Genomic DNA, 20,086 nt, shown 5'->3' on the forward strand with positions numbered 1-20,086 from the left:
AACAACCCACTAAACATGAAGCCGTAAATATGCGTTCGGCCGTGTAGCCCACCAAAAAACAGCGGACGCTTGGCCAACGCTCCAAGAAACGCGGCAGCGAATACGCGTGAGGCCGTGCGGGTCCCTCGGCAATTCGTGCTTGCCCGAGAGCGTACGGGGCGAAGCGTGTTCGTGTCAGGATTCGCGAGAAGGAGGGGTTCAAACATCCGTGGTTCTGGCGAGCACCGTGCTTTTGGGGCACCTATGAATAGAAACTGCACGCTGTGGACACTTAGGGTAGCGTGTTTGAAAGCGTTTTCTTTGCTTCGTTTCTTTGTCGCTTTGGACAAAGAAATGACGTGCCGCCACGCACAGTGGCTAACAGTGACAAAGAGAAAATCCGACTCTCGCAGACCACTAACGCCGAAAGCACCAACCCAGCACTGACCCCGACCGCTAACCCCAAAACCGACCAACCCGGCATAACCCCCCGACCACCAACGCCGAAAGCACCAACCCAGCATAGACCCCAACCACTAACCCCAAAAACACCCCCCGGCACCAACCACCTCCGCTCACTCAACCTGAGCACCCCTCGGCGGAGCTCGGCGCGCGCGCCGTTCCTCCGACCAAATCCGGATCCGGTCCATATAAAGATAAACCACCGGTGTTGTATAGAGCGTCAGCAACTGACTCACGATCAACCCGCCCACAATCGCGATCCCCAGCGGTGCGCGCATCTCCGATCCCTCGCCATTGCCGAACGCCAACGGCAACGCACCCAGCAACGCCGCAGCCGTTGTCATCATGATCGGCCGGAAGCGCAGCAAGCACGCCTGCTCGATCGCCTCGCGAGACGTTGCAGCCCCATGCCGCTGCGCCTGGATCGCAAAATCGACCATCATGATCGCGTTCTTCTTAACAATGCCGATCAGCAAGATCACCCCGATCAACGCAATGATGCTGAACTCCGTCCTGAACAGCAGCAGCGCGAGCAACGCGCCAATCCCCGCCGACGGCAACGTCGAGAGAATCGTAATCGGATGGATGTAACTCTCGTACAGAATCCCAAGCACGATATACACCGCAGCAAGCGCCGCCAGGATCAGGATCGGCTGATCTTTCGTGGAATCCTGGAATTGCTGCGCCGTGCCCGCGAAACTGCCGTGGATCGTGCTGGGCACGCCAAGGGTCGCCATGGTGTCGTAGATGGCGGCGGTGGCATCGGAGAGCGACTTGCCGGGCGGCAGGTTGAACGAGATGGTCGACGCCACGAACTGGCTCTGGTGATTCACCGACAACGGCGTGTTGCCCGGCCCGAACTTGGCAATAGCCGAGAGCGGGATCATGGTCTCCTGCGACGTCGACACAGCCGCGCCCGCCGATGAACTGGACTTCCCGCTCGCGGCAATGGCGTTGGTCGCGGCATTGCGGATGGACGCCAATGCCAGCGCGCTAGTCGTGTCAGTTGACGAAACGCTGCTCGAACTCGTGGACGCAGAAGTAGCCGTGGAAGTCGTCGTGGTCGCGTTCGTCGATGCCGCTCCGCTCGCGGTCCCGCCCGACGTGCTCACATAAATCTGCTTGAGCATCTCCGGGTCTTGCCAGTATTTCGGCGCGACTTCCATCACCACGTGGTACTGGCTCAACTCGTTGTAGATGGTGGACACCTGGCGCTGGCCAAACGCGTCGTAGAGCGTATTGTCGATCTGCGCCGGCTGGATGCCCAGGCGCGCGGACGTCGCCCGGTCGATCGTCACAAACGATTCCAGGCCGCCTTGCTGCTGGTCCGAATTGACATCGGCGAGTTCGGGGCGGGTGAGGAGAGCGTCGGTGAGCTTCGGCCCCCACGTGTAAAGATCGGTGGTGGAATCAGCCAGCAGCGTGAACTGATATTGCGCATTCGATTGCCGTCCGCCCGCGCGAATGTCCTGCACCGCTTGCAGAAAGGTTCGCACGCCCGCGACGTCCGAAAGTGGCGCGCGCAGCCGCTGGATCACCTCTTCGGCCGATACCTTGCGGTCCTTCTTGGCCTTCAGCGAGATGAACATGAAGCCCGAGTTGGTCTGCCGGCCACCCGTGAACCCGGCGACGCTTTCCACAGCCGGATCGGCTTGCACGATCCGCATCATCTCGGAAAACTTGCCTTTCATCGCCTGGAAGGATGTGCTCTGGTCGGCCTGAATGCCGCCAACGAGCCGCCCCGTATCCTGCTGCGGGAAAAATCCCTTCGGCACGATGATGTACAGATACACATTCAAACCGATGGTTGCGAGCAACACCAGCAACACAATCCTCGGATGCGCGAGCGCCACGCCAAGCGTACGAGCGTATCCGTTCTGCATCCGCACGAACTGGCGTTCAAGCCAGCGTGAAAACCGGCCGGGCGGCTTTTGTTCGTGCGGTTCATGCAGCAAACGCGCGCACATCATGGGCGTGACCGTCAGCGAGACGACCAGCGAAACGGCAATCGCCAACGACAGCGTCAATGCGAATTCGCGGAACAACCGCCCGACAATGCCGCCCATCAATAGGATAGGAAGAAACACGGCGACCAGCGAAATGCTCATCGACAGCACGGTGAAACCCACTTCCTGCGCGCCAAGAATGGCGGCTTTCATGCGCGGGACGCCGTTCTCTATGTGCCTCGAAATATTTTCGAGCACGACGATGGCGTCGTCGACCACGAAGCCCGTCGCAATGGTCAAGGCCATCAGCGAGAGGTTATCGAGCGAGAAGCCGAGCAGATACATGGCCGCGAACGTGCCGATGATCGAGATCGGCACGGCCACGCTGGGAATTAGCGTTGCGCGCCAGTTCCGCAGGAACAGGAACACGACCATCACGACCAGCGCCACCGCGACAATCAGCGTGAATTCCGTATCGTGCAGCGACGCTCGGATCGTGGTCGAGCGATCGGCCGTAGGCGTGATCTCGATGTCAGCCGGCAACGCGGCCTGGAGTTGCGGCACCATCGCTTTCACACGGTCGATGGTGTCGATAATGTTCGCGCCCGGCTGCCGGTAAAGGATCACGAGCACGGCGCGCTTGCCGTTGATCAGACCGAGGTTGCGCAGGTCCTCGACCGAATCGACGACTTCACCTACGTCTCGCAGATGCACCGCCGCGCCGTTCCGGTAAGCCACCACCAGGTCGCGATACTGATCGGCCTTGCTCGCCTGGTCATTCGTATAAAGCTGGAAGTGGGTGCCATTGAACTCGATGGCGCCCTTCGGACTGTTCGCATTCGCTGACGCCAGCGCCGCGCGGACATCTTCCAGCCCGATGCCGTAGTGGAACAGCGCGTTCGGTTCCAGCTCCACCCGCACGGCCGGATTCGCCGAGCCGCTCACGTCCACTTCGCCCACACCGGGCACGGTGGAGAGCGTTTGCTGCAGCACGGTCGCGGCCGAATCGTAGAGCGAACCGGCCGTCCGCGTAGGCGAGGAGAGCGCGAGGATCAGGATCGGCGCGTCGGCGGGGTTGACCTTGTGGTACGTCGGATTGCTTTTCAGCGCAGTGGGAAGATCGGCGCGCGACGCGTTGATCGCGGCCTGCACGTCGCGCGCGGCGCCATCGATGTCACGGTTCAAACCAAACTGCAACGTGATCCGCGCTGCGCCGACCGAGCTTTGCGACGTCATTTCGGTGACGTCGGCTATTGAACCCAGATGGCGCTCCAGCGGACTCGCCACGCTGGTCGCGACAGTTTCCGGACTCGCGCCAGGCAAGCTCGCCTGGACCGAAATGGTCGGGAAATCGACTTGCGGCAACGGCGCGACCGGCAGCTTGGTGAACGCGAACAGGCCGGCGAGCGCAATGCCAATAGCCAGCAGCGTGGTAGCGACCGGGCGCGCGATGAACGGTTGCGACAGGTTCATGCGCTTACTCCGTATCGCTCGCCGGGCTCGCCGGCCGAGGCGGCGCGTTCCGGTAGAAACGCGCACGCACGCGGCGCGCGAGCGAATCGAAGCCGAGATAGATTACCGGCGTGGTGAAGAGCGTCAGCGCTTGCGACACGATCAACCCGCCCACAATCGCGATCCCGAGCGGCCGCCGCAATTCGGAGCCCGCTCCCCAGCCGAGCATCAGCGGCAAAGCGCCGAGGAGCGCGGCCATGGTGGTCATCAGGATCGGCCTGAAACGCAGCAAACACGCCTGATAGATTGCATCGCGCGGACTCTTGCCTTGCTCGCGTTCGGCCTCCAGCGCGAAGTCGATCATCATGATGGCGTTCTTTTTCACAATGCCGATCAGCAACACGATCCCGATGATCCCGATGATGTCGAGATCGTGCCCGGTAATCATCAGCGAAAGCAGCGCGCCGACGCCCGCCGAGGGCAGCGTGGACAGGATCGTGATCGGGTGGATAAAGCTCTCGTACAGCACGCCGAGCACGATATACATGGTGACGATCGCAGCCAGGATCAGGAACAGTTCGTTCGACAGCGATGCCTGGAAAGCCAGCGCCGCGCCCTGGAAGCGGATCTGGAACGAGGGCGGCAAGCCGATGTCCTTCTGCGCCTGATCGATCGCTTTCACGGCCGCGCCCAGCGACGCGCCGGGAGCGAGGTTGAACGAGACCGTGGTCGCGGGGAACTGCCCGAGGTGCGTGACCAGCAGCGGTGCCGCGCGCTCATGGAAAGTGGCGATGGCCGACAGCGGCACCTGCCCCGAGCTTGCCGTGGAGGAGGGCAGGTAGATGCCGCTCAGCGTCTCGCTGTAATGCGCCTCGGTCGGCTGGGACTCAAGGATCACGCGATACTGGTTCGACTGCGTGAAGATGGTCGAGATGATGCGTTGGCCGAATGCGTCGTAGAGGGCGTTATCGACGGTGGCGGGCGTGATGCCGAAGCGCGCCGCCGTCGACCGGTCGATTTCCACGTACACCGACTGACCGTTCTGCTGCAGGTCGGTCGCGACATCCGCCAGTTCCGGCGATTGCTGGAGCCGCGCCGTCAGCTTCGGCACCCATTGCGCGAACTCCGCCGAATTCGGATCCGTCAGCATGAACTGGTATTGGGTCGGGCTGACAGTGGAATCGATAGTCAGATCCTGCACCGGCTGCATGTAGAGCCGGATGCCTGGAATGTTCTCCACGTCTTTCTGCAGGGTGCGGATCACGTCGCTCGACGTATTGCTGCGGTCGTCGCGCGGTTTCAGGTTGATCAGCATCCGGCCGCTATTCAGCGTGATATTGGTCCCGTCCACGCCAATGAACGAGGTCAGGCTCTCAACGTCCGGGTTCTTCAGGACCTGCGCGGCGAGCGCTTGCTGTTGTTCGGCCACGGCCTGGTAAGACGCGGCTTGCGGCGCCTGCGTAATCGCCTGGATCACGCCGGTATCCTGGATCGGAAAGAAGCCTTTCGGAATCCAGATATAGAGCAGGGCAGTGAGCACGAGCGTGAGCAGGGCGACCACCAGGGTCGAGCGCTGCCGGTCGAGCACCCAGGTCAACGCAACGCCATAACGCCCGATCACATAGTCGATAAACTGATGCGCGCGCGCTTCGAAGCGGTGGCTTTCCTTCGGCGGCGTGTGGCGCAGCAACTTCGCGCACAGCATGGGCACGAGCGTGAGCGAGACGATCGCCGAGATCACGATGGTCACCGCCAGCGTGATCGCGAATTCATGGAACAGCCGCCCGACTACGTCGCCCATGAACAGCAGCGGAATCAGCACCGCGATCAGCGAGACAGTCAGCGAAATAATGGTGAAGCCGATCTGCTTCGAACCCTTGAGCGCCGCTTCGAGCGGTGACTCTCCTTCTTCCACGTAACGCGCAATGTTCTCGATCATCACGATGGCGTCATCGACGACAAAACCCGTTGCAATGGTCAATGCCATCAGCGAGAGGTTGTCGAGCGAAAAGCCGCACAGATACATGACGGCCAGCGTGCCGATCAGCGAAACCGGTACGGACAAGCTCGGAATCAGCGTGGCCCAGACGTTCGCGAGGAACAGGTAGATCACGAGCACGACCAGCACCACGGAGAGCGCCAGTTCAAACTGCACGTCGCGCACCGAGGCGCGGATGGTCGTGGTCCGGTCGGTGACGATGCGCACGTCGAGCGCAGCCGGCAGCGCTGACTGCAACTGCGGCAGGATCTTCTTGATGCCGTCGACAACCGCAATCACATTCGCGCCCGGCTGGCGCTGCACGTTCAGGATGATGGCCGGCGTGTTGTCCACCCACGCGCCGAGCTTGGTGTTTTCCGGCCCTGAGACGACGGTCGCCACGTCGGTCAGCATGACCGGCCGGCCGTTCTTGTAAGCGATGACCGCGCTCTGGTACGCGCTGGCGTCGGTCAGTTGGTCGTTCGCGTTGATCGTGTAGGCCCGCGAGGGGCCATCGAAATTACCCTTCGGCGTGTTGACGTTCAGGTTCGAGATGGTGGTGCGCAAGTCGTCGATGTTCAGACCGTACGACGCCAGTGCACGCGTGTTCGCCTGGATCCGGACAGCCGGCCGATTACCGCCGCTGACCGACACCAGCCCCACGCCGCCGACTTGCGAGATCTTCTGCGCGAGCCGGGTATCGGCGAGATCCTGGACCTGCGTGAGCGGCAAGGTCTTCGAGCTGATCGCGAGCGTGATGATGGGCGCATCCGCAGGGTTCACCTTTGCGTAGATCGGCGGGGCGGGCAGGTCGGACGGCAGCAGGTTGCCCGCCGCATTGATAGCCGCCTGGACTTCCTGCTCGGCAATGTCGAGCGGCAGGTCGAGACTGAACTGCAACGTGATGACGGAGGCGCCCGCCGAGCTTTGCGACGACATCTGGTTCAAGCTCGCCATCTGCCCGAACTGCTTTTCAAGTGGCGCGGTGACCGAGGTGGTCATCACGTCCGGCGATGCACCCGGATAAAACGTCTGCACCTGGATGGTCGGATAGTCGACAGCGGGCAACGCGGACAGCGGCAAGAAGCGCAGCGCAACGAGGCCGACCAGCATGATTGCCGCCATCAGCAGCGCCGTGCCGACCGGACGCAGAATAAAAGGACGCGATGGATTCATGCGGGTGCAGTGCGGTTATGGATCATGAGTACATCATTGTTGCTGCTTGCGATGGTGGCCGCGATGCGCGCCCGAAGCAGCCGATGCCGCAGCCGCGCCGGACGCACCGGAAGCGCCTTTGGGCCTGTCTGCCGGGATGGTGATCTTCGCGCCTTCCTTCAGGCGGTCGGAGCCGTCGATCACGACACGCTCGCCCACTTCCAGACCTGTCCTGATGCTGGTGCGTTCACCATCGACCGGACCGATCTTCACGTTGCGTACGGTGACTGTATTGTCCGGTTTCACCACATAGACAAACGCGCCCGATGAACCGTTGAGCACCGCGGGCGTGGGCACGATGACCGCGTCCTTGATGACATCGACCAGTAGTTTCGTGTTCACGAACTGGTTCGGAAACAGCATGCTCTCCTGGTTGTCGAAGGTCGCGCGCAGCTTGACGGTGCCCGTGGTGGTGTCGATCTGGTTGTCGATTGTTTCCAGATAACCGCTTTCGAGCGACTTGGTGTTGGCCCGGTCATAAGCGGTCACCGACATCTTCGTGCCCGTGTGCAACGGCTTCAGGATGGCGGTGAGGTTGTCTTCGGAGGTCGTGAAAATGACGCTGATGGGCTGCAGTTGCGTAATGACCACCACGCCGTTCGTGTCGCCGGTCGTCACGTAGTTGCCCGGATCGACCTGCCGCAAGCCGACTCGGCCCGACACCGGCGCCGTGATGCGCGCGTAGGTCAGGTCGAGTTTGTAGGTATCCACGTTCGCCTGGTCCGACTTGACCATTCCCTCGTACTGCTGGACGAGCGACGCCTGCGTGTCCACTTGCTGGCTTGCGATCGAGTCTTGCGAGAGCAATACCTGGTAACGCTTCAGGTCGAGGCGGGCAGTTTGCAGCAGCGCCTGGTCTTTCGCGAGCGTGCCTTGTGCATTGCGTAACGAGATCTCATAGGGGCGAGGGTCGATCTGAGCCAGGACGTCGCCCTTCCTGACCATCTGCCCTTCCCGGAAGGCGACGTCCTGCAGCGTGCCGTTGAGCTGCGTCTTGACCGTCACCGACGCCAGCGGCGTCACTGTCCCGAGCGAGTTGATCACCACCGGCATTTCGCCTTGCGTCACAGTAGCCACATGTACGGGTTGCGGCGGAGCGCCCATGCCCGGACCGCCGCCACCGCGCCGGCCGCCGCCTGCCTGGCGCTCGTGCTGTGGGTTATCGGCACCGCCACGGTTCCACGGATGCCATGCGAACAGGCCCGCCACGACCAGGATCGCGACGATGATCCAACCAAGCCGGCGCCGGCGGGGCTGGGAGGTGGACACAGGAGGAGTCGAGGCTTGGGATGTGGGCGAACGGGCGTCAGGGTAAGGCGGTGATGCTGGGTGTTTTTTTTGTTCGTCCATCGTTTCAGTGGCTCGGTGAGTCGGTGGGCTCGGAAACTGTCTTGAGGTGCTGGCGTGTTGGCCCGCCAGCGTTCGCGCACACGGTTCTGACGCGTGCCGGGAACGCCGTCGATTGATACGTCACGCACTTTACGCGACGCAGCGGTCAGTTATGCGGCGAGCACGCCCTAGGCGCCCGGAGCGCTCGCGTGGCGTTCACCTGAGTGAAAGCATCGAAAGCTTGGCCGCGCGCGAAGTGTGATGCTACGTCCCGCGCTTCGTTGCAGTCCAGCTATCTTTCTTTCGATTGATTACGAACGTTACGATTCCCAACGGGGACAGAAGGCAAAGCGGAAATAACGCGCCAAGGGCCGTGAACGCCGGCCGACATCGTATCGCGTTGTGCTTTTGCGAGTCACGCGAAGCCATGGCAAGGCGTGCTCAAAGGGTTTTTGCGCCGGGGTGGCCGCTGTGGTCGCGGTTGTGCGTTGACTACTATGCGCGAGCAAGCGCAGGCAAGGACGGGGAGCGGCCCGACGTGCCGATGCGCCGACGTGCCGATGCACCGGCGCGGACACAGCGGCACGTCGGTGTCTTGCTGTGCGTCAGGCGCGAAGTACGTTATTCGCTGAGGCGCGCGGACGGCGTTCCGCCGATCTCGTGCGTGATTTTCGCGACGCATTCGAGCAAAGCGGGGGCGACCTTGTTCAGCAGCGCGTCGCGCGGGGCCTGATACTCAGCGCCGCCGCAATTGACCGCGTAGCGTTGTCCCGACGGCCCCACGAACCCCGCCGCCACGGCATTGAGCCCGTGATGCCACTCGCCGGTGGAGATGGCGAAGCCGCGGCGCACCGCGTCTTCCAGGCCCGGCTTCAGGCTTTCGTCGATGCTCGGCCAGTCGTCGCCCGACGCGATCCGCAGACTGTCGAGCAGACTGGCCCTGTCGGGCTCGCCGAGCGCCGCCAGATACGCGCGGCCGACCGCCGTGCGTCCCAGGTCCATCCGCGAGCCGACTTCGAGCCGCGATACAAGCACGGCCGAGCGCGGCCGGATGGTATCGATGACGACCATATCCAGCCTGTCGCGTACGGCCAGATGGACGCTGAGCGTGGTCCGGTCCGCCAGTTCGATAAGAAACGGCCGCGCCCGCGCCCGGATGTCGAAGTTGCGCAGGAAGCCGTTGCTCAACTCCAGGACCGAAGCCGTCAGTACGAAACGCTCACTGTCGGGTAATTGAAACAGCAAATTGGCGCTTACCAGTGTCGCCGTCAGCCGCGAGATGGTTGGTTTTGGAATGCCCGTCCATTCGGCTAGTTCGCGATTGCTGACCGGAGCGTCGGCGGCGGCGATACGACGGAGTACGTCGAGGCCTCGGGACAACGCGACGACTTCTTCACCATCACGTCCTTTTTCCTTTTCCCGGCTCGTGGGCCGGCTCTCAGTGGTTTGCATTATTTTCGGAACTTGGTTTCGTTGGAAAGGCCGGAGACGCCATTCGTCGAAGTTGACTAAGCACGCGCCACCGCTCACCGGAATCGTATTACCCAGCAATGAAAAGGTGCATTTGCCGGACCCGTTTTTGTCATCAAACCCGCGTACCTTACCGTTAGATCGTCGCTCAATCCTCGAAATTTCGCTTGACTAGGTTTCGCATAACGTAAAAAATGGAACCCGATTTCGAAAGTACCTCGGAAGCGCGAATCTCGCGCATCGAAATGCGATCGATAACCAGCTCTCAGGTTCTAGCACGGCCCTCGGAATGGCTAGAACTTTTAAGGCGCTACGGCAACGTAGCGCCTTTTTTTTGCCTGTCAAAAGAAAAGCGCTCCCGAACATGTTCCGGACGGCGCCATCCTGATAGCGTATCCGTGTTCACACGTGCAACGGCGTTGTTGCCAGTGCCGACCTTGCTGTGGTGCTGATGATGGACGCTGGATGTCGCGTGCACTCGACTCGACCCGTTACGCTACCTTATCTCAGGGCTTTTCAGCTTGTTCCCCGCGCATGTTTAGTATTTTCGGGTGAACTAAAAGATCCGGATGCTTTCGCCAATAAGACGATGCCCTTCCGAGACGAAAGGGCATCGTGAGACGCGCCGCTATTTGCAGGGCGGTTGATCCGGCAAAGGGCCCGTGCCCTTATCTATCGCACTAGCGGTGTGCGGCAAACATCTTGCCGGGTTTCAGCAAGCGCCGGCCGCGTAGTGCCCAATAGATGCTAGCTATACCCAGCACGGCCGAGCTGCCGAACACGAGCACGGGAGAAACCTGCTGCGGCGCAGGATTGCTGGTAGCGACAATCATTGCGGCGACCAGCGCCACACCCGCCTGCACAAAGGCACGCATGGCACGATTGCGATGGTCGGAAAAGCGCACTGAACGCGACATGGGCGTGCGCGTGAATGGCTCGAAAAGGATCATGCCGGCGACGAGGGCAACTAGCAGGTTCATCAGGATCATGAGAACACTTCAATATCGAATTCAGGGATGGCCGCACTATAAGGAGCGGCGTCGATGAAATGAATCAGAAGCGTCTTAAAGCGGCTTGAATTTCAATGTTCAGACAGGGCGATTGCATGAAGGCTCGTTAACAATCAAAGGGTTAGAAAAAGAGGGTTGTTAACTCGACGGGAAAGGCGTTTACTTTCGTCTTTTTCAGGTCGAAACGATGCACGATGAAGCACTGAGTATTGAAGATGCGTTTGGTGATTTGAAAGACCCTCGCAGGCGCACGCCGGCTCACGATCTGAGCGGGATGCTTATGGTTGCGGTGTGTGCGATCCTCAGCGGGGCAGACAGCTGGGTCGCGATCCAGACTTGGGGCACAGAAAAACTGGACTGGCTGCGCCGCTATGTGCCGCTGGAGCACGGCATTGCCTCTCACGACACCTTCGGGCGGGTGTTTGCGTCGCTTAATTCCAAGCAGTTCGAAGCCTGCTTTATCCGCTGGATGAGCCACCTGTGTCCGGCGCTTGTCGATCAGGTCGTGGCGATCGACGGCAAGACCGTGCGTGGCTCGCATCGGGCAGGTGAGCGTGCGATTCACCTGGTATCAGCGTACGGTTGTGGACTGGGCGTGGTGCTCGGGCAGGTTCGTACGGCCGACAAAAGTAACGAAATCACGGCGATTCCGGAACTACTCGACGCCCTGCTACTTAAGGGTGCGATTGTCACCATCGATGCCATGGGGTGTCAGCAGCGCATTGCGCAGAAGATCGTGGACGGCGAGGCTGACTACGTGCTGGCCGTCAAGGGAAACCAGGGCAAACTCAAGGACCGGGTCCATGAGGCCTTTGCAGCATTGGAGCGCTGGCCGGGTGCCTACGAGTGCGACGAACATGTGGAGATTGGCAAGGATCACGGGCGCATCGAAACACGCCGCTGCGTGGCGCTGTCGTACACGCCTTGCGCACTGGACGCCCTGTCTCGCTGGCCGAAGCTGCGGTCAGTGGCGATGGTCGAGGCCACGCGTGAGATCAACGGTGCCGTTTCAACCGAGCGCCGTTATTACATCAGCAGCCTCCCGCCTAACGCACTCACGATCGCTCAGGCCGTACGTTCCCACTGGCGCATAGAAAATTCGATGCACTGGGTATTGGATATGGCCTTTGGCGAAGATCAGTGCCGCGTACGGGTGGACAACGCCGCGCAGAACTTCGCTGTCCTTCGGCGCATCGTGATGAACCTGCTCAAGCGCGATACGACTTCCAAGGTGGGGCTGAAGATTCGCCGTCTGAAAGCGTGTGCGAACGACCGCTATCTCGCTCAACTCCTCGGCTGGCATGAATAGAAATTTAACCTTTAGTGCAATTGCCCTGAATGTTCAGAGGCAATGCAGGTGGTGTTACTGCGATTTCTCGGGACTACGCCTGAAACCTGGCCGAACGGCCAGCATCGCCGGGTTGGGCGGAAGTGGGCTGGCGTGCACGGTTATCATGGGGTTCGAAAGAGCCGTTGAAGCGGTGAATGTAACAATCGGGCAGCTGCAGCTTGCTCGCCCAACAGGACAATGACGATGCAAAAGAACTGGATGAACCGGCTGGCCGGCGCCGTGGTTGCGCTTGGACTTCTCGCCGCGTGTGAGAAGCATGACGCCGCGGCGGGACAGGTCGCCGGCGCGCTGAACAACGTAGCCAGCCAGGCTGGCCAGAAATTCGATCAGGCGGCGAGCTATGTCGACCAGCAGGTCGACTCGGTCAAGCAGTCCGCGCAGCAGAACGTGCAGTCGGCGGGCACCTTGCCGGATATGTCGGCGAGCGGCGTGGCGGCAGCCGCGCGGGCCAATCTGGAGGGTGCGGCGAGCGCAACAAACGCGGCTATCGTCAATGCTGCAAGCGATACCGGTGCGGGCCTGCAGTCCGCCGGGCGCAAATTGCAGGACTGGTCTGCAAGCTCGGCCACGGGTCAAAGCGGGGCGACTGGCGTATCAGGAACAAGTTCGGGCAATTCGTCGAGCGGGTCATCTGCTACGTCGGCGGACCCTGGAAACGCCCGCTCGGATATGGACAAATAGGTGACAGCCGGCTGGAGCCGTGGAGGCTGCCGCGCTTTTCGACGCCGTAAATACGGCGTTTGCGGGCTAACATCTCGTTACCTGCGTGACTGTTTTGTCTAAAGATTATTTCAGCGCAGCGGCTAAACTGGCGGTCTTTTACCTCTTTTGCCTATTGCGCACCGCCATGAAACCAAGCCGCATCCGGGCGCTCGCTGGCGCGCTGGTATTAGCGTTGGTCAGCTCGGCGCTCACTGTTTTTGCCCTGAACGCTAACGCGGCCCCTCCTGCGCTCACGTTGCCGTCGTTTCAGGAACTCATCAACAAACCTGCGGCGTCGGACCCAAGCTCGGGGGCCGCAGCGGCTTCGGGTGCGGCGGACGCCACGGCCAGTCCGCCCAGCGACGCGGATCTGACGCGCTCGCTCGACACGGTCATCTCCACGCTGGACAACGACCGGGAACGCACGGCGCTGGTCGCACAACTGAAAAAGCTGCGCGACGCCAAGCGTGACGCCGAAGCCGCCGCGCAACCGGCTGATGCGTCCGCTGCGTCCGACGGGGCCGGCGCGGCAGTGCTGCCGGAGGTGGCTGCGGCCTCGTCGGCCAGTTCATCGACGGCCGCGTCGTCGGTCGTCGCTGCTATCACGCCCAAAACAGGGCTGCTCGGGGCGATCGCGTCGGGGCTGTCGAGTGTGGAAGAGGACTTCAGCCGTGGGCGTACGCCGTTTAATTATTGGGGCGGTCGCCTGAACGCCGCGGGCAATGAGCTTTTCACCATTGTTTCGGGTCAGAGCCGCGAGAGTTTTGGCCACACGCTGCTCAACTATTGCCTGATGCTGACGGGCTGGGGGCTCTGCGCTTTTCTGCTGGTCTACTTCCAGCGGTACTTGCACGCGCGTTACCAGGTGCATTTCGGGCTGCGTGCCAATCCGACCACCAGCGAGCTTCTGATCTTCGCGCTGCGGCGGGTCGGGCCATACCTGTTCGCGTTCATCGCAGCGCTGACTTTTGTGCGGCTGATGCCGGTATCGCTAGGCCGCACGCTCGCGATGGTCACGGCGTACGCGATTGTCGCGGGCGCCGTGTTTTCGTCGATCTGCCTGATCATGTTCTCGCTGTTCGGCTCGGCGCATCGCCGGGTGGCGGTGCATCTGCTGATTCTGCATGCACGCCGCCTGTTATTTCTTATCGGCACCCTCGGCGCGCTCGGCGACGCCGCGTCGAACTACGACGTGGCGCAACAGCTCGGCACGAATCTGTCCGGGCTCCTCTCAACGGTCGCGAACATGGGCGCGGCGATCCTGACCGGCTATTTCACGTTGGCGTTCCGGCGGCCCGTGTCCCATCTGATTCGCAGCCGTTCGTATGAGCAGCGCAGCCAGCACAAGGCTGCGACCGAAACATTCGAAGTAGTCGGCTCGCTCTGGCAGGTGCCAATGCTGCTGCTCGCATCGGCTTCAGTGATCGCGACGTTGGCGGGCATCGGGACCTCCGAGAACGTGCTGCAAATGGCGATCGCAACCGCCGGCTTGCTGGTGGTCGGACTGTTTCTCAGCGCTGTTGCGTTGCGGGTCACGCGACTGCCGCAACGCAAGACGCGCCGCCAATCGGCCTATGTACGACGGCTTTTCAAGTTCTTCGGACGCATGGTCGTGTTGATGATCTGGTTGGCCTTCCTCGAACTTGCCTCGCGTTTCTGGGGTTTTTCGCTCACCAAACTGGCGGAGGAAAGCGTGGCCGCACGCGGCATCACGCATGCGGTGAGCGCGATTCTGCTGACCATTCTTATCGCCTGGCTGATGTGGATCCTGATTGATACGGGGATTCAGGAGGCGCTCAATCCGAACACGCCGCGCGGCAAAGGGCGCGGTCCGAGCATGCGCGCGCGCACCATGCTGCCGCTGATTCGCAACGTGGTGTTCGTGGGACTGCTGAGCGTCGCCGCGATCATTACCGCGGCAAATCTTGGGCTGAACGTGACGCCGCTGCTTGCCGGCGCCGGCGTGATCGGGCTGGCGGTGGGTTTTGGTGCGCAGTCGCTGGTGGCCGATCTGATAACGGGACTTTTCATCATCATCGAGGACACCATTTCTGTCGGCGATTCGATTGAGGTCGACGGCGGCCATGCGGGCGTGGTGGAAACGCTGACCATCCGTACGGTACGGCTGCGCGACGGGCAGGGCGCGATTCACGCCATTCCGTTTTCGCAAATCAAGGTGGTGAAGAATTTGTCGCGCGATTTCGCGTATGCAGTGTTTGAAGTGCGGGTGCCGTTTTCCGCCGATGTCGACCAGATCACGCAGATGATTCGTGAGGTCGGCGCGGAATTGATGGCCGATTTCCGATACCGGCGCGAGATGCTTGGGCCGATCGAAGTGTGGGGGCTGGACCGTTTCGATCCCAACTGGATGGTCGTGAAAGGGCAGATCAAGACGCTGCCGCTAAAGCAATGGAGTGTCGCGCGGGCATTTAACGTCAGGGTCAAGCGCAAGATGGACGAGATCGGCATGGACGTTCCGGTGCCGCAAATGCAACTGCGGGTATCGCGGGAATCCGGGGGCATGGACACGGACTTGAGCGATCTGGAGGAACTGACGGAAGCAGCTCCGTTGTCGCCGGTGGAGCGCAGCGCGGCCGCCATGGCTCGCGATGTTTCGCATAAATCCCAGGCCGCGCCGCCGCCGACCGATCAATCTGTGCAAGTGCCGCCGCAGATTCCAACGGCGTCGGAGCCGGGGAAAGCGTAGGACGAGGGTTGTACAGTTTGCCGATGCCGCCGCGTGTTATGCGGCAACCATGACGAGATCATTGACATGCGTTGAGATGTGCGCGCCGGGCACGCCATACACATGGAGCGATACCGCGGTGCGTCCCGTCGCCGATGCGTTGCCCAACTGGTGAATTGCCCCACGGCCCGCGCCGACAAACGACACCGCGCCCTGCGCCCGTTCGTGGCGGCGCGTTTGAACCGCCCGATTCGTGTCGGCGTCCCACGCAAACAGCGTCTCGGACAGCGTTCCTTCAATCACTGTATAGGCGCACCACGTGTGATGGCCATGTACCGGGCTCGCCTGACCGGCTTGCCAGACAAGCGCGGCGACGGCATAGCGGCCGAGCGGATCGGCGACCAGCAAATGCCGCCGATAACGATCCGGCCCGCCTTCACGCTGGGCATCGGACAAAAGACCGGTTTCCCGGGACAAGCCATCGAGCGCCGACCGCACGCGAAGCGCGAACCCCGCCGACGACGGATCGAGGCAGCAGGCTTGATCGAGTGTTTCGGACAACCGCGCGAGCGGCGACTTTGTATCAAGGGCAAGGGTCATGGCGAGGCTCGTCAGGAAGGCGGAATCAGGCGGAAAGGAGCGGAAAGCCGAGCCTCTTTTATACCGGTTTGCATGTGGAAAAAGTTTCCATATAATTTCGCCAAGACACGGAAAAGTAGAATAATTTCCTACAAGGGGCGGGCTATGGGCATGGACCTTATCGATCGCAAGTTGCTGGAGCTGCTGCAGGAAGACGTGACAATGCCGATCGCCGAGCTGGCGACGCGCGTCAATCTCTCGCAAACACCATGCTGGAAGCGCGTGCAACGGTTGAAGGAAACCGGCGTGATCCGTGCTCAGGTCGCGCTGTGCGATCCGCGCAAGCTGGGGGTCGGGACAACGGTATTTGTCGCGGTGAAGACCAATCAGCACACGCAGAACTGGGCGGAGGACTTCACGCGCGCGGTGCGCGACATTCCCGAGGTCGTCGAGGTGTATCGGATGAGCGGGGAAACGGACTATCTGATGCGCGTGGTGGTGTCGGATATCGACGATTACGACCGTGTCTACAAAACGCTGATTCGTGCTGTCCCGCTTTACGACGTGAGTTCGAGTTTCGCGATGGAACAGATCAAATATTCCACCGCGCTGCCCGTGCGATCCCCGCTCGGGGTCACGGGAAACTGAGGTTTTGTGCGAGAGGTGGAATGCGTTCTGCGGGGTGGAAGGAAAGGCTGCCGCAACCCTTCTGAAATCCATGTCGGGTAAGATCGTGCGCTTCGTCCAATCCCACTCAGAGCTTCAATTTCATGACCGATGACCGCCGCAAAAAGGCTCCGACGCGGAAGAACCCGACTTTCGCGATCAGTATTCTTATCGTGGTCGTGGTGCTGCTTGTGATCGGCACATTGTTCTTCAACGCGATTCGCGACAAGCGCGAGTACGAAAGAGACAATCCGCCGGAGGCGGCGAGCGCTACCATTCCCGCTGCGCCTGCGACGGGCGCTTCCCAATAAGGCTCTTTCGACCTGCCGCTCATGTGTTTATGCATGACTGGGCGCTGCCCCGGTTGTCATTCCGGCAGGTTGATGAGGCTCGCGTCCTTGCGAATCAGGAGCGACGCCGTCAGCATCTGCTTGCACTGATGCGCAAGCAGCTTCAGATCCTGGACGGCATCGACCGGGATATCCTGGGCGCGCTCCGCACCCACCACCATTGAATCCAGTTCGCGCGTGAGTAGCTTCGACTGCTCGGCTTGATCTTCGGGAGCGGGCACGCCGTCCTGCGCCTGCGTTAGATTGTCGCGGATCACGGTCAGCGCGCGCTGCACGGGCTGCGCCGCGTGTCCCGCGGCAGACTTCCCTACCGATTGCAGCAACGGCCCCGCTGCAGTGATCTGTGACGCGAGCACGTGGCTGCGGATCAGCAGGTCGTTGAGTTCGGGCACGAACCTTTGCTGCGCTTTCGGTTCGAGCATCATGCGCTGAAACGCCTGGGCGAGATTCGCAAAAGCTATATGCACGTTTTTGCGCGCGAGGCGGTAGCGGAAGTCGCTGTCGAGCGCCTCTGCTGCAATGGCCGCGGCGGCGGAGGCACCTGAAATGGCGGTCGCGGTTGCGCTTTCGCCGGTGGCTTTTTTCTTCGATGCGGCGACCGGGGGCTTGCTGCTCGTTTCAGTGACGGCCGGTTGATCTGCGGTCTTCGCTGCCGCGCCCGCGAGCGTCCTGGCCGAACCGTCCGCTTGCTTCATGGGCGCAGGAGATTGTGCTTCGCCGGACGTATTTATGGCTGACGCGACGACCGCTTGCCTATCGACGTTTGCGGCTATCTCGTCGTTCGCGAGGCCTGCGGCGTTGCTTCCGTTCGATACCACTGTCTCCGCCAGAGCGGTTGCCCGGTCGCTCACGATGGGTGAAGGCCCCGCGTCGTCTTCACTTGCCAAGCTCCGGGACGCATTCGCCGTTGCCGCGAGTTCCGTTTCGCCGGCTTCCACCCGCGCAAGCGCGGCCGTTGCTGCTTGCGCTATTCCGGCGTTGGCATCGGCGAAAAGATTGGCGTCCGCCGTGCTCTTCGCTTCAGCGTGAGTGGAGGGCTTGCCGGTCCACCACCAGCTTGCCTCGAGATAATTTCGCATTGCGCCGATCATGTCGCGCACCTGCTTGCCCATCAGGCGGTATTCCCAGTACGGGAAGAGATGGCTGGCGGCAATCGCGATGGCGCATCCGACGGCGGTGTCGATGGCGCGTTCGCCAATCAGCCGCATGCCGCCCGGCGCGAGCAGGTGCAGCATCAGCAACACATAAGCCGACGTGAACACCACGCTTGCCGTGTAGTTGAACAGCAGCAGGCTGTAGCTCATGACCATGCAGGCGAACATGGCGACCAGCAACACATGCGGATCCTTCACCACCAGGATCAACCCGACGCACGCCGTACAGCCGATCGCCGTGCCAATGATCCGCTGCACATTACGCTGTTTGGTAAGCGAATAACCGGGCTTGAGAATGATGACCGTCGTCATCACGATCCAGTACGCGTTGGTGAGCGGCAGCAAGCGGCCGAGCCAGAATCCCACGCCCACCGCGATGGTCACGCGCAGTGCGTGCCGGAAGCTCGGCGAGGCCATGGTCAGGTTCGAAAAAATCTGCATGAACGGCACGCGCCGGCTCGACACAAAACGCGACAAGGTTGGATCGACGCGAATCACCGTTTCCGTGATGCTCGGATCGTGCCGCGTCTGGCGACGCATTTTGTCGATCAGCCGTGTCGCACTCCAAAGTCTCCTGAAGGCAGATGACACCGCCGAATACGCTTCCGGATTTTTCTGCGGAACGTCGTGCCGGCGCATCTGGTCGAGTTCGTATTCGATCGCGCGCAACTCTGCCTTCACGTTGATTCGTGCCCGCGCCGGCCGGTTTTGCAGCACGGCCAGGCCGATGTCCTCGAGATCGAGCGCGGTCTTTCTCATCAGGTCGCGATAGAAGATCAGAATGTCCGCACCGCCGAACGTGTTGCGCACGAGCGGGTAATCGGTGTGCGCCCCCACGAACATCTCGTGCAAGTCGACCACGTTGATGAAGAGGTTGAAGAGCATGACGCGGCGCGCATCGAGCTTGCCGCTTCTCAATTTCGGCAGGTTGCGCAGCACGATGTCGCGGGCCGCGTCCTGGCGCTCGACCGCCGCGATCTGTTTTTCGATCAGCTTTCGGTAACACTCGTCGAGATTGGCGTCGAGATCGTAAAAAGCCGAGCGCGCGATCAGATACTCGGCGCAACTGAACACGCTTTCAGCCAGCGCCTGGCGCTCGATCCGATACACCAATGAGCGGCTGACAAAGGTTGCCCAATAGGTGTACCAAAGACCGCCGAGCAGGATCCACGACGCGTTGACGAGCGCCTGCATGGGCGTGAAATGATCCTCCAGCGTCACGATCATCATGAAGAGCGTGGCGAAGCTGATCTGCGGCCAACGGTTGCCGTATACCACCACCAGCGACAGCACGAAGGTAAGCGGCACGACGGCCAGCCATAGCGTCACCACGTTCGCGCTTGCAATACCGGTAGCCAGCGCGGACAAGAAGCCGATCACCGTACAGGCGAGCATCTCGTTGTGCTTGTACTTCAACGGCCCCGGCATATCGACGACGCTCGCGCCCAGCGCGCCGGTCGCAATGGTGAAGCCGAGTTCACGATTGTGAAATACAGTCAGCATCAGGATGGCCGGCAGCGAGACGCCGAGGGCGATCCGCAAGCCACCGAAGAAGTACTGGCTATAAATGAATTTTCTGATTTCTAGCGAGTAACGCATCGACTTCCTAATTTGCTGCCCGGGTATCTTCGGGGTGTCTCAGGTCCCGCCATGGTCTCGGTATGCCACGTCGGGGCACTGGACCTGACTTAATGTGGGTTCGAGTCTAACCCAACTCCACGGTATCCAAACCTAGGCCGTTCGGACGAATTCCGGTT

General features: G+C 61.3%; 12 protein-coding genes. 5 read left to right on the top strand and 7 right to left on the bottom strand.

The window, feature by feature from the left end; all coding sequences use genetic code 11:
• Positions 1-554: 554 nt before the first annotated feature.
• The 5 genes from ACSQ36_RS05390 to ACSQ36_RS05410 all read right to left on the bottom strand — a co-directional run bounded on the left by ACSQ36_RS05390 (position 555) and on the right by ACSQ36_RS05410 (position 10,820).
• Entirely contained in the window at positions 555-3,860 is a 3,306-nt protein-coding gene (locus tag ACSQ36_RS05390; RefSeq protein ID WP_436181151.1) for an efflux RND transporter permease subunit, read from the bottom strand.
• Positions 3,861-3,864: 4 nt separating this feature from the next.
• The gene (locus ACSQ36_RS05395; protein WP_436181152.1) at positions 3,865-6,993 is read right to left on the bottom strand and encodes an MdtB/MuxB family multidrug efflux RND transporter permease subunit; all 3,129 of its coding nucleotides are present in this window, start codon (positions 6,991-6,993) and stop codon (positions 3,865-3,867) included.
• Positions 6,994-7,026: 33 nt separating this feature from the next.
• Complete coding sequence (locus ACSQ36_RS05400) at positions 7,027-8,382, bottom strand: MdtA/MuxA family multidrug efflux RND transporter periplasmic adaptor subunit (RefSeq protein WP_213763433.1); 1,356 nt, start codon at positions 8,380-8,382, stop codon at positions 7,027-7,029.
• A gap of 600 nt (positions 8,383-8,982) precedes the next feature.
• Positions 8,983-9,813, bottom strand: a complete 831-nt coding sequence (locus tag ACSQ36_RS05405; protein ID WP_213763431.1) for an IclR family transcriptional regulator — start codon at positions 9,811-9,813, stop codon at positions 8,983-8,985.
• A gap of 698 nt (positions 9,814-10,511) precedes the next feature.
• Positions 10,512-10,820, bottom strand: coding sequence for a hypothetical protein (locus tag ACSQ36_RS05410; protein WP_436181153.1), 309 nt, complete (start codon positions 10,818-10,820; stop codon positions 10,512-10,514).
• Between the two features lie 208 nt (positions 10,821-11,028).
• Here ACSQ36_RS05410 and ACSQ36_RS05415 point away from each other — a divergent pair, with 208 nt between their 5' ends.
• The 3 genes from ACSQ36_RS05415 (at position 11,029) to ACSQ36_RS05425 (ending at position 15,601) form a co-directional block, all read left to right on the top strand.
• Positions 11,029-12,150, top strand: a complete 1,122-nt coding sequence (locus tag ACSQ36_RS05415) for an ISAs1 family transposase (RefSeq protein WP_436181154.1) — start codon at positions 11,029-11,031, stop codon at positions 12,148-12,150.
• A 225-nt stretch (positions 12,151-12,375) separates the two neighbouring features.
• On the top strand, positions 12,376-12,873 hold the full coding sequence (locus ACSQ36_RS05420) for a hypothetical protein (RefSeq protein ID WP_213763427.1): 498 nt from the start codon (positions 12,376-12,378) through the stop codon (positions 12,871-12,873).
• Between the two features lie 166 nt (positions 12,874-13,039).
• Positions 13,040-15,601 carry a mechanosensitive ion channel family protein gene (locus tag ACSQ36_RS05425; protein ID WP_436181155.1) on the top strand — a complete coding sequence of 854 codons (2,562 nt, stop codon included), beginning with the start codon at positions 13,040-13,042 and terminating at the stop codon, positions 15,599-15,601.
• A 36-nt stretch (positions 15,602-15,637) separates the two neighbouring features.
• Here ACSQ36_RS05425 and ACSQ36_RS05430 read toward each other — a convergent pair whose 3' ends face one another.
• On the bottom strand, positions 15,638-16,180 hold the full coding sequence (locus ACSQ36_RS05430; RefSeq protein ID WP_436181156.1) for a cysteine dioxygenase: 543 nt from the start codon (positions 16,178-16,180) through the stop codon (positions 15,638-15,640).
• Positions 16,181-16,324: 144 nt separating this feature from the next.
• On the opposite strand from ACSQ36_RS05430, the gene ACSQ36_RS05435 reads away from it, so the two are divergent.
• A complete protein-coding gene (locus tag ACSQ36_RS05435) occupies positions 16,325-16,807 on the top strand; it encodes an Lrp/AsnC family transcriptional regulator (RefSeq protein WP_213763421.1) in 483 nt (160 codons plus the stop codon).
• Positions 16,808-16,929: 122 nt separating this feature from the next.
• The gene (locus ACSQ36_RS05440; protein WP_213763418.1) at positions 16,930-17,136 is read left to right on the top strand and encodes a hypothetical protein; all 207 of its coding nucleotides are present in this window, start codon (positions 16,930-16,932) and stop codon (positions 17,134-17,136) included.
• A gap of 56 nt (positions 17,137-17,192) precedes the next feature.
• On the opposite strand, the gene ACSQ36_RS05445 is transcribed toward ACSQ36_RS05440, so the two are convergent.
• Complete coding sequence (locus ACSQ36_RS05445; RefSeq protein WP_436181157.1) at positions 17,193-19,928, bottom strand: FUSC family protein; 2,736 nt, start codon at positions 19,926-19,928, stop codon at positions 17,193-17,195.
• Positions 19,929-20,086: the final 158 nt, after the last annotated feature.

The sequence above is a fragment of the Caballeronia sp. LjRoot34 genome (genome assembly GCF_964253815.1).
Taxonomy (GTDB): domain Bacteria; phylum Pseudomonadota; class Gammaproteobacteria; order Burkholderiales; family Burkholderiaceae; genus Caballeronia.

Coding starts and splice junctions, on each gene's coding strand:
- ACSQ36_RS05390 (WP_436181151.1), bottom strand. CDS start 3,860: ATGAACCTGTCGCAACCGTTCATCGCGCGCCCGGTCGCTACCACGCTG.
- ACSQ36_RS05445 (WP_436181157.1), bottom strand. CDS start 19,928: ATGCGTTACTCGCTAGAAATCAGAAAATTCATTTATAGCCAGTACTTC.
- ACSQ36_RS05420 (WP_213763427.1), top strand. CDS start 12,376: ATGCAAAAGAACTGGATGAACCGGCTGGCCGGCGCCGTGGTTGCGCTT.
- ACSQ36_RS05440 (WP_213763418.1), top strand. CDS start 16,930: ATGACCGATGACCGCCGCAAAAAGGCTCCGACGCGGAAGAACCCGACT.
- ACSQ36_RS05400 (WP_213763433.1), bottom strand. CDS start 8,382: ATGGACGAACAAAAAAAACACCCAGCATCACCGCCTTACCCTGACGCC.
- ACSQ36_RS05435 (WP_213763421.1), top strand. CDS start 16,325: ATGGGCATGGACCTTATCGATCGCAAGTTGCTGGAGCTGCTGCAGGAA.
- ACSQ36_RS05410 (WP_436181153.1), bottom strand. CDS start 10,820: ATGATCCTGATGAACCTGCTAGTTGCCCTCGTCGCCGGCATGATCCTT.
- ACSQ36_RS05405 (WP_213763431.1), bottom strand. CDS start 9,813: ATGCAAACCACTGAGAGCCGGCCCACGAGCCGGGAAAAGGAAAAAGGA.
- ACSQ36_RS05425 (WP_436181155.1), top strand. CDS start 13,040: ATGAAACCAAGCCGCATCCGGGCGCTCGCTGGCGCGCTGGTATTAGCG.
- ACSQ36_RS05430 (WP_436181156.1), bottom strand. CDS start 16,180: ATGACCCTTGCCCTTGATACAAAGTCGCCGCTCGCGCGGTTGTCCGAA.
- ACSQ36_RS05415 (WP_436181154.1), top strand. CDS start 11,029: ATGCACGATGAAGCACTGAGTATTGAAGATGCGTTTGGTGATTTGAAA.
- ACSQ36_RS05395 (WP_436181152.1), bottom strand. CDS start 6,993: ATGAATCCATCGCGTCCTTTTATTCTGCGTCCGGTCGGCACGGCGCTG.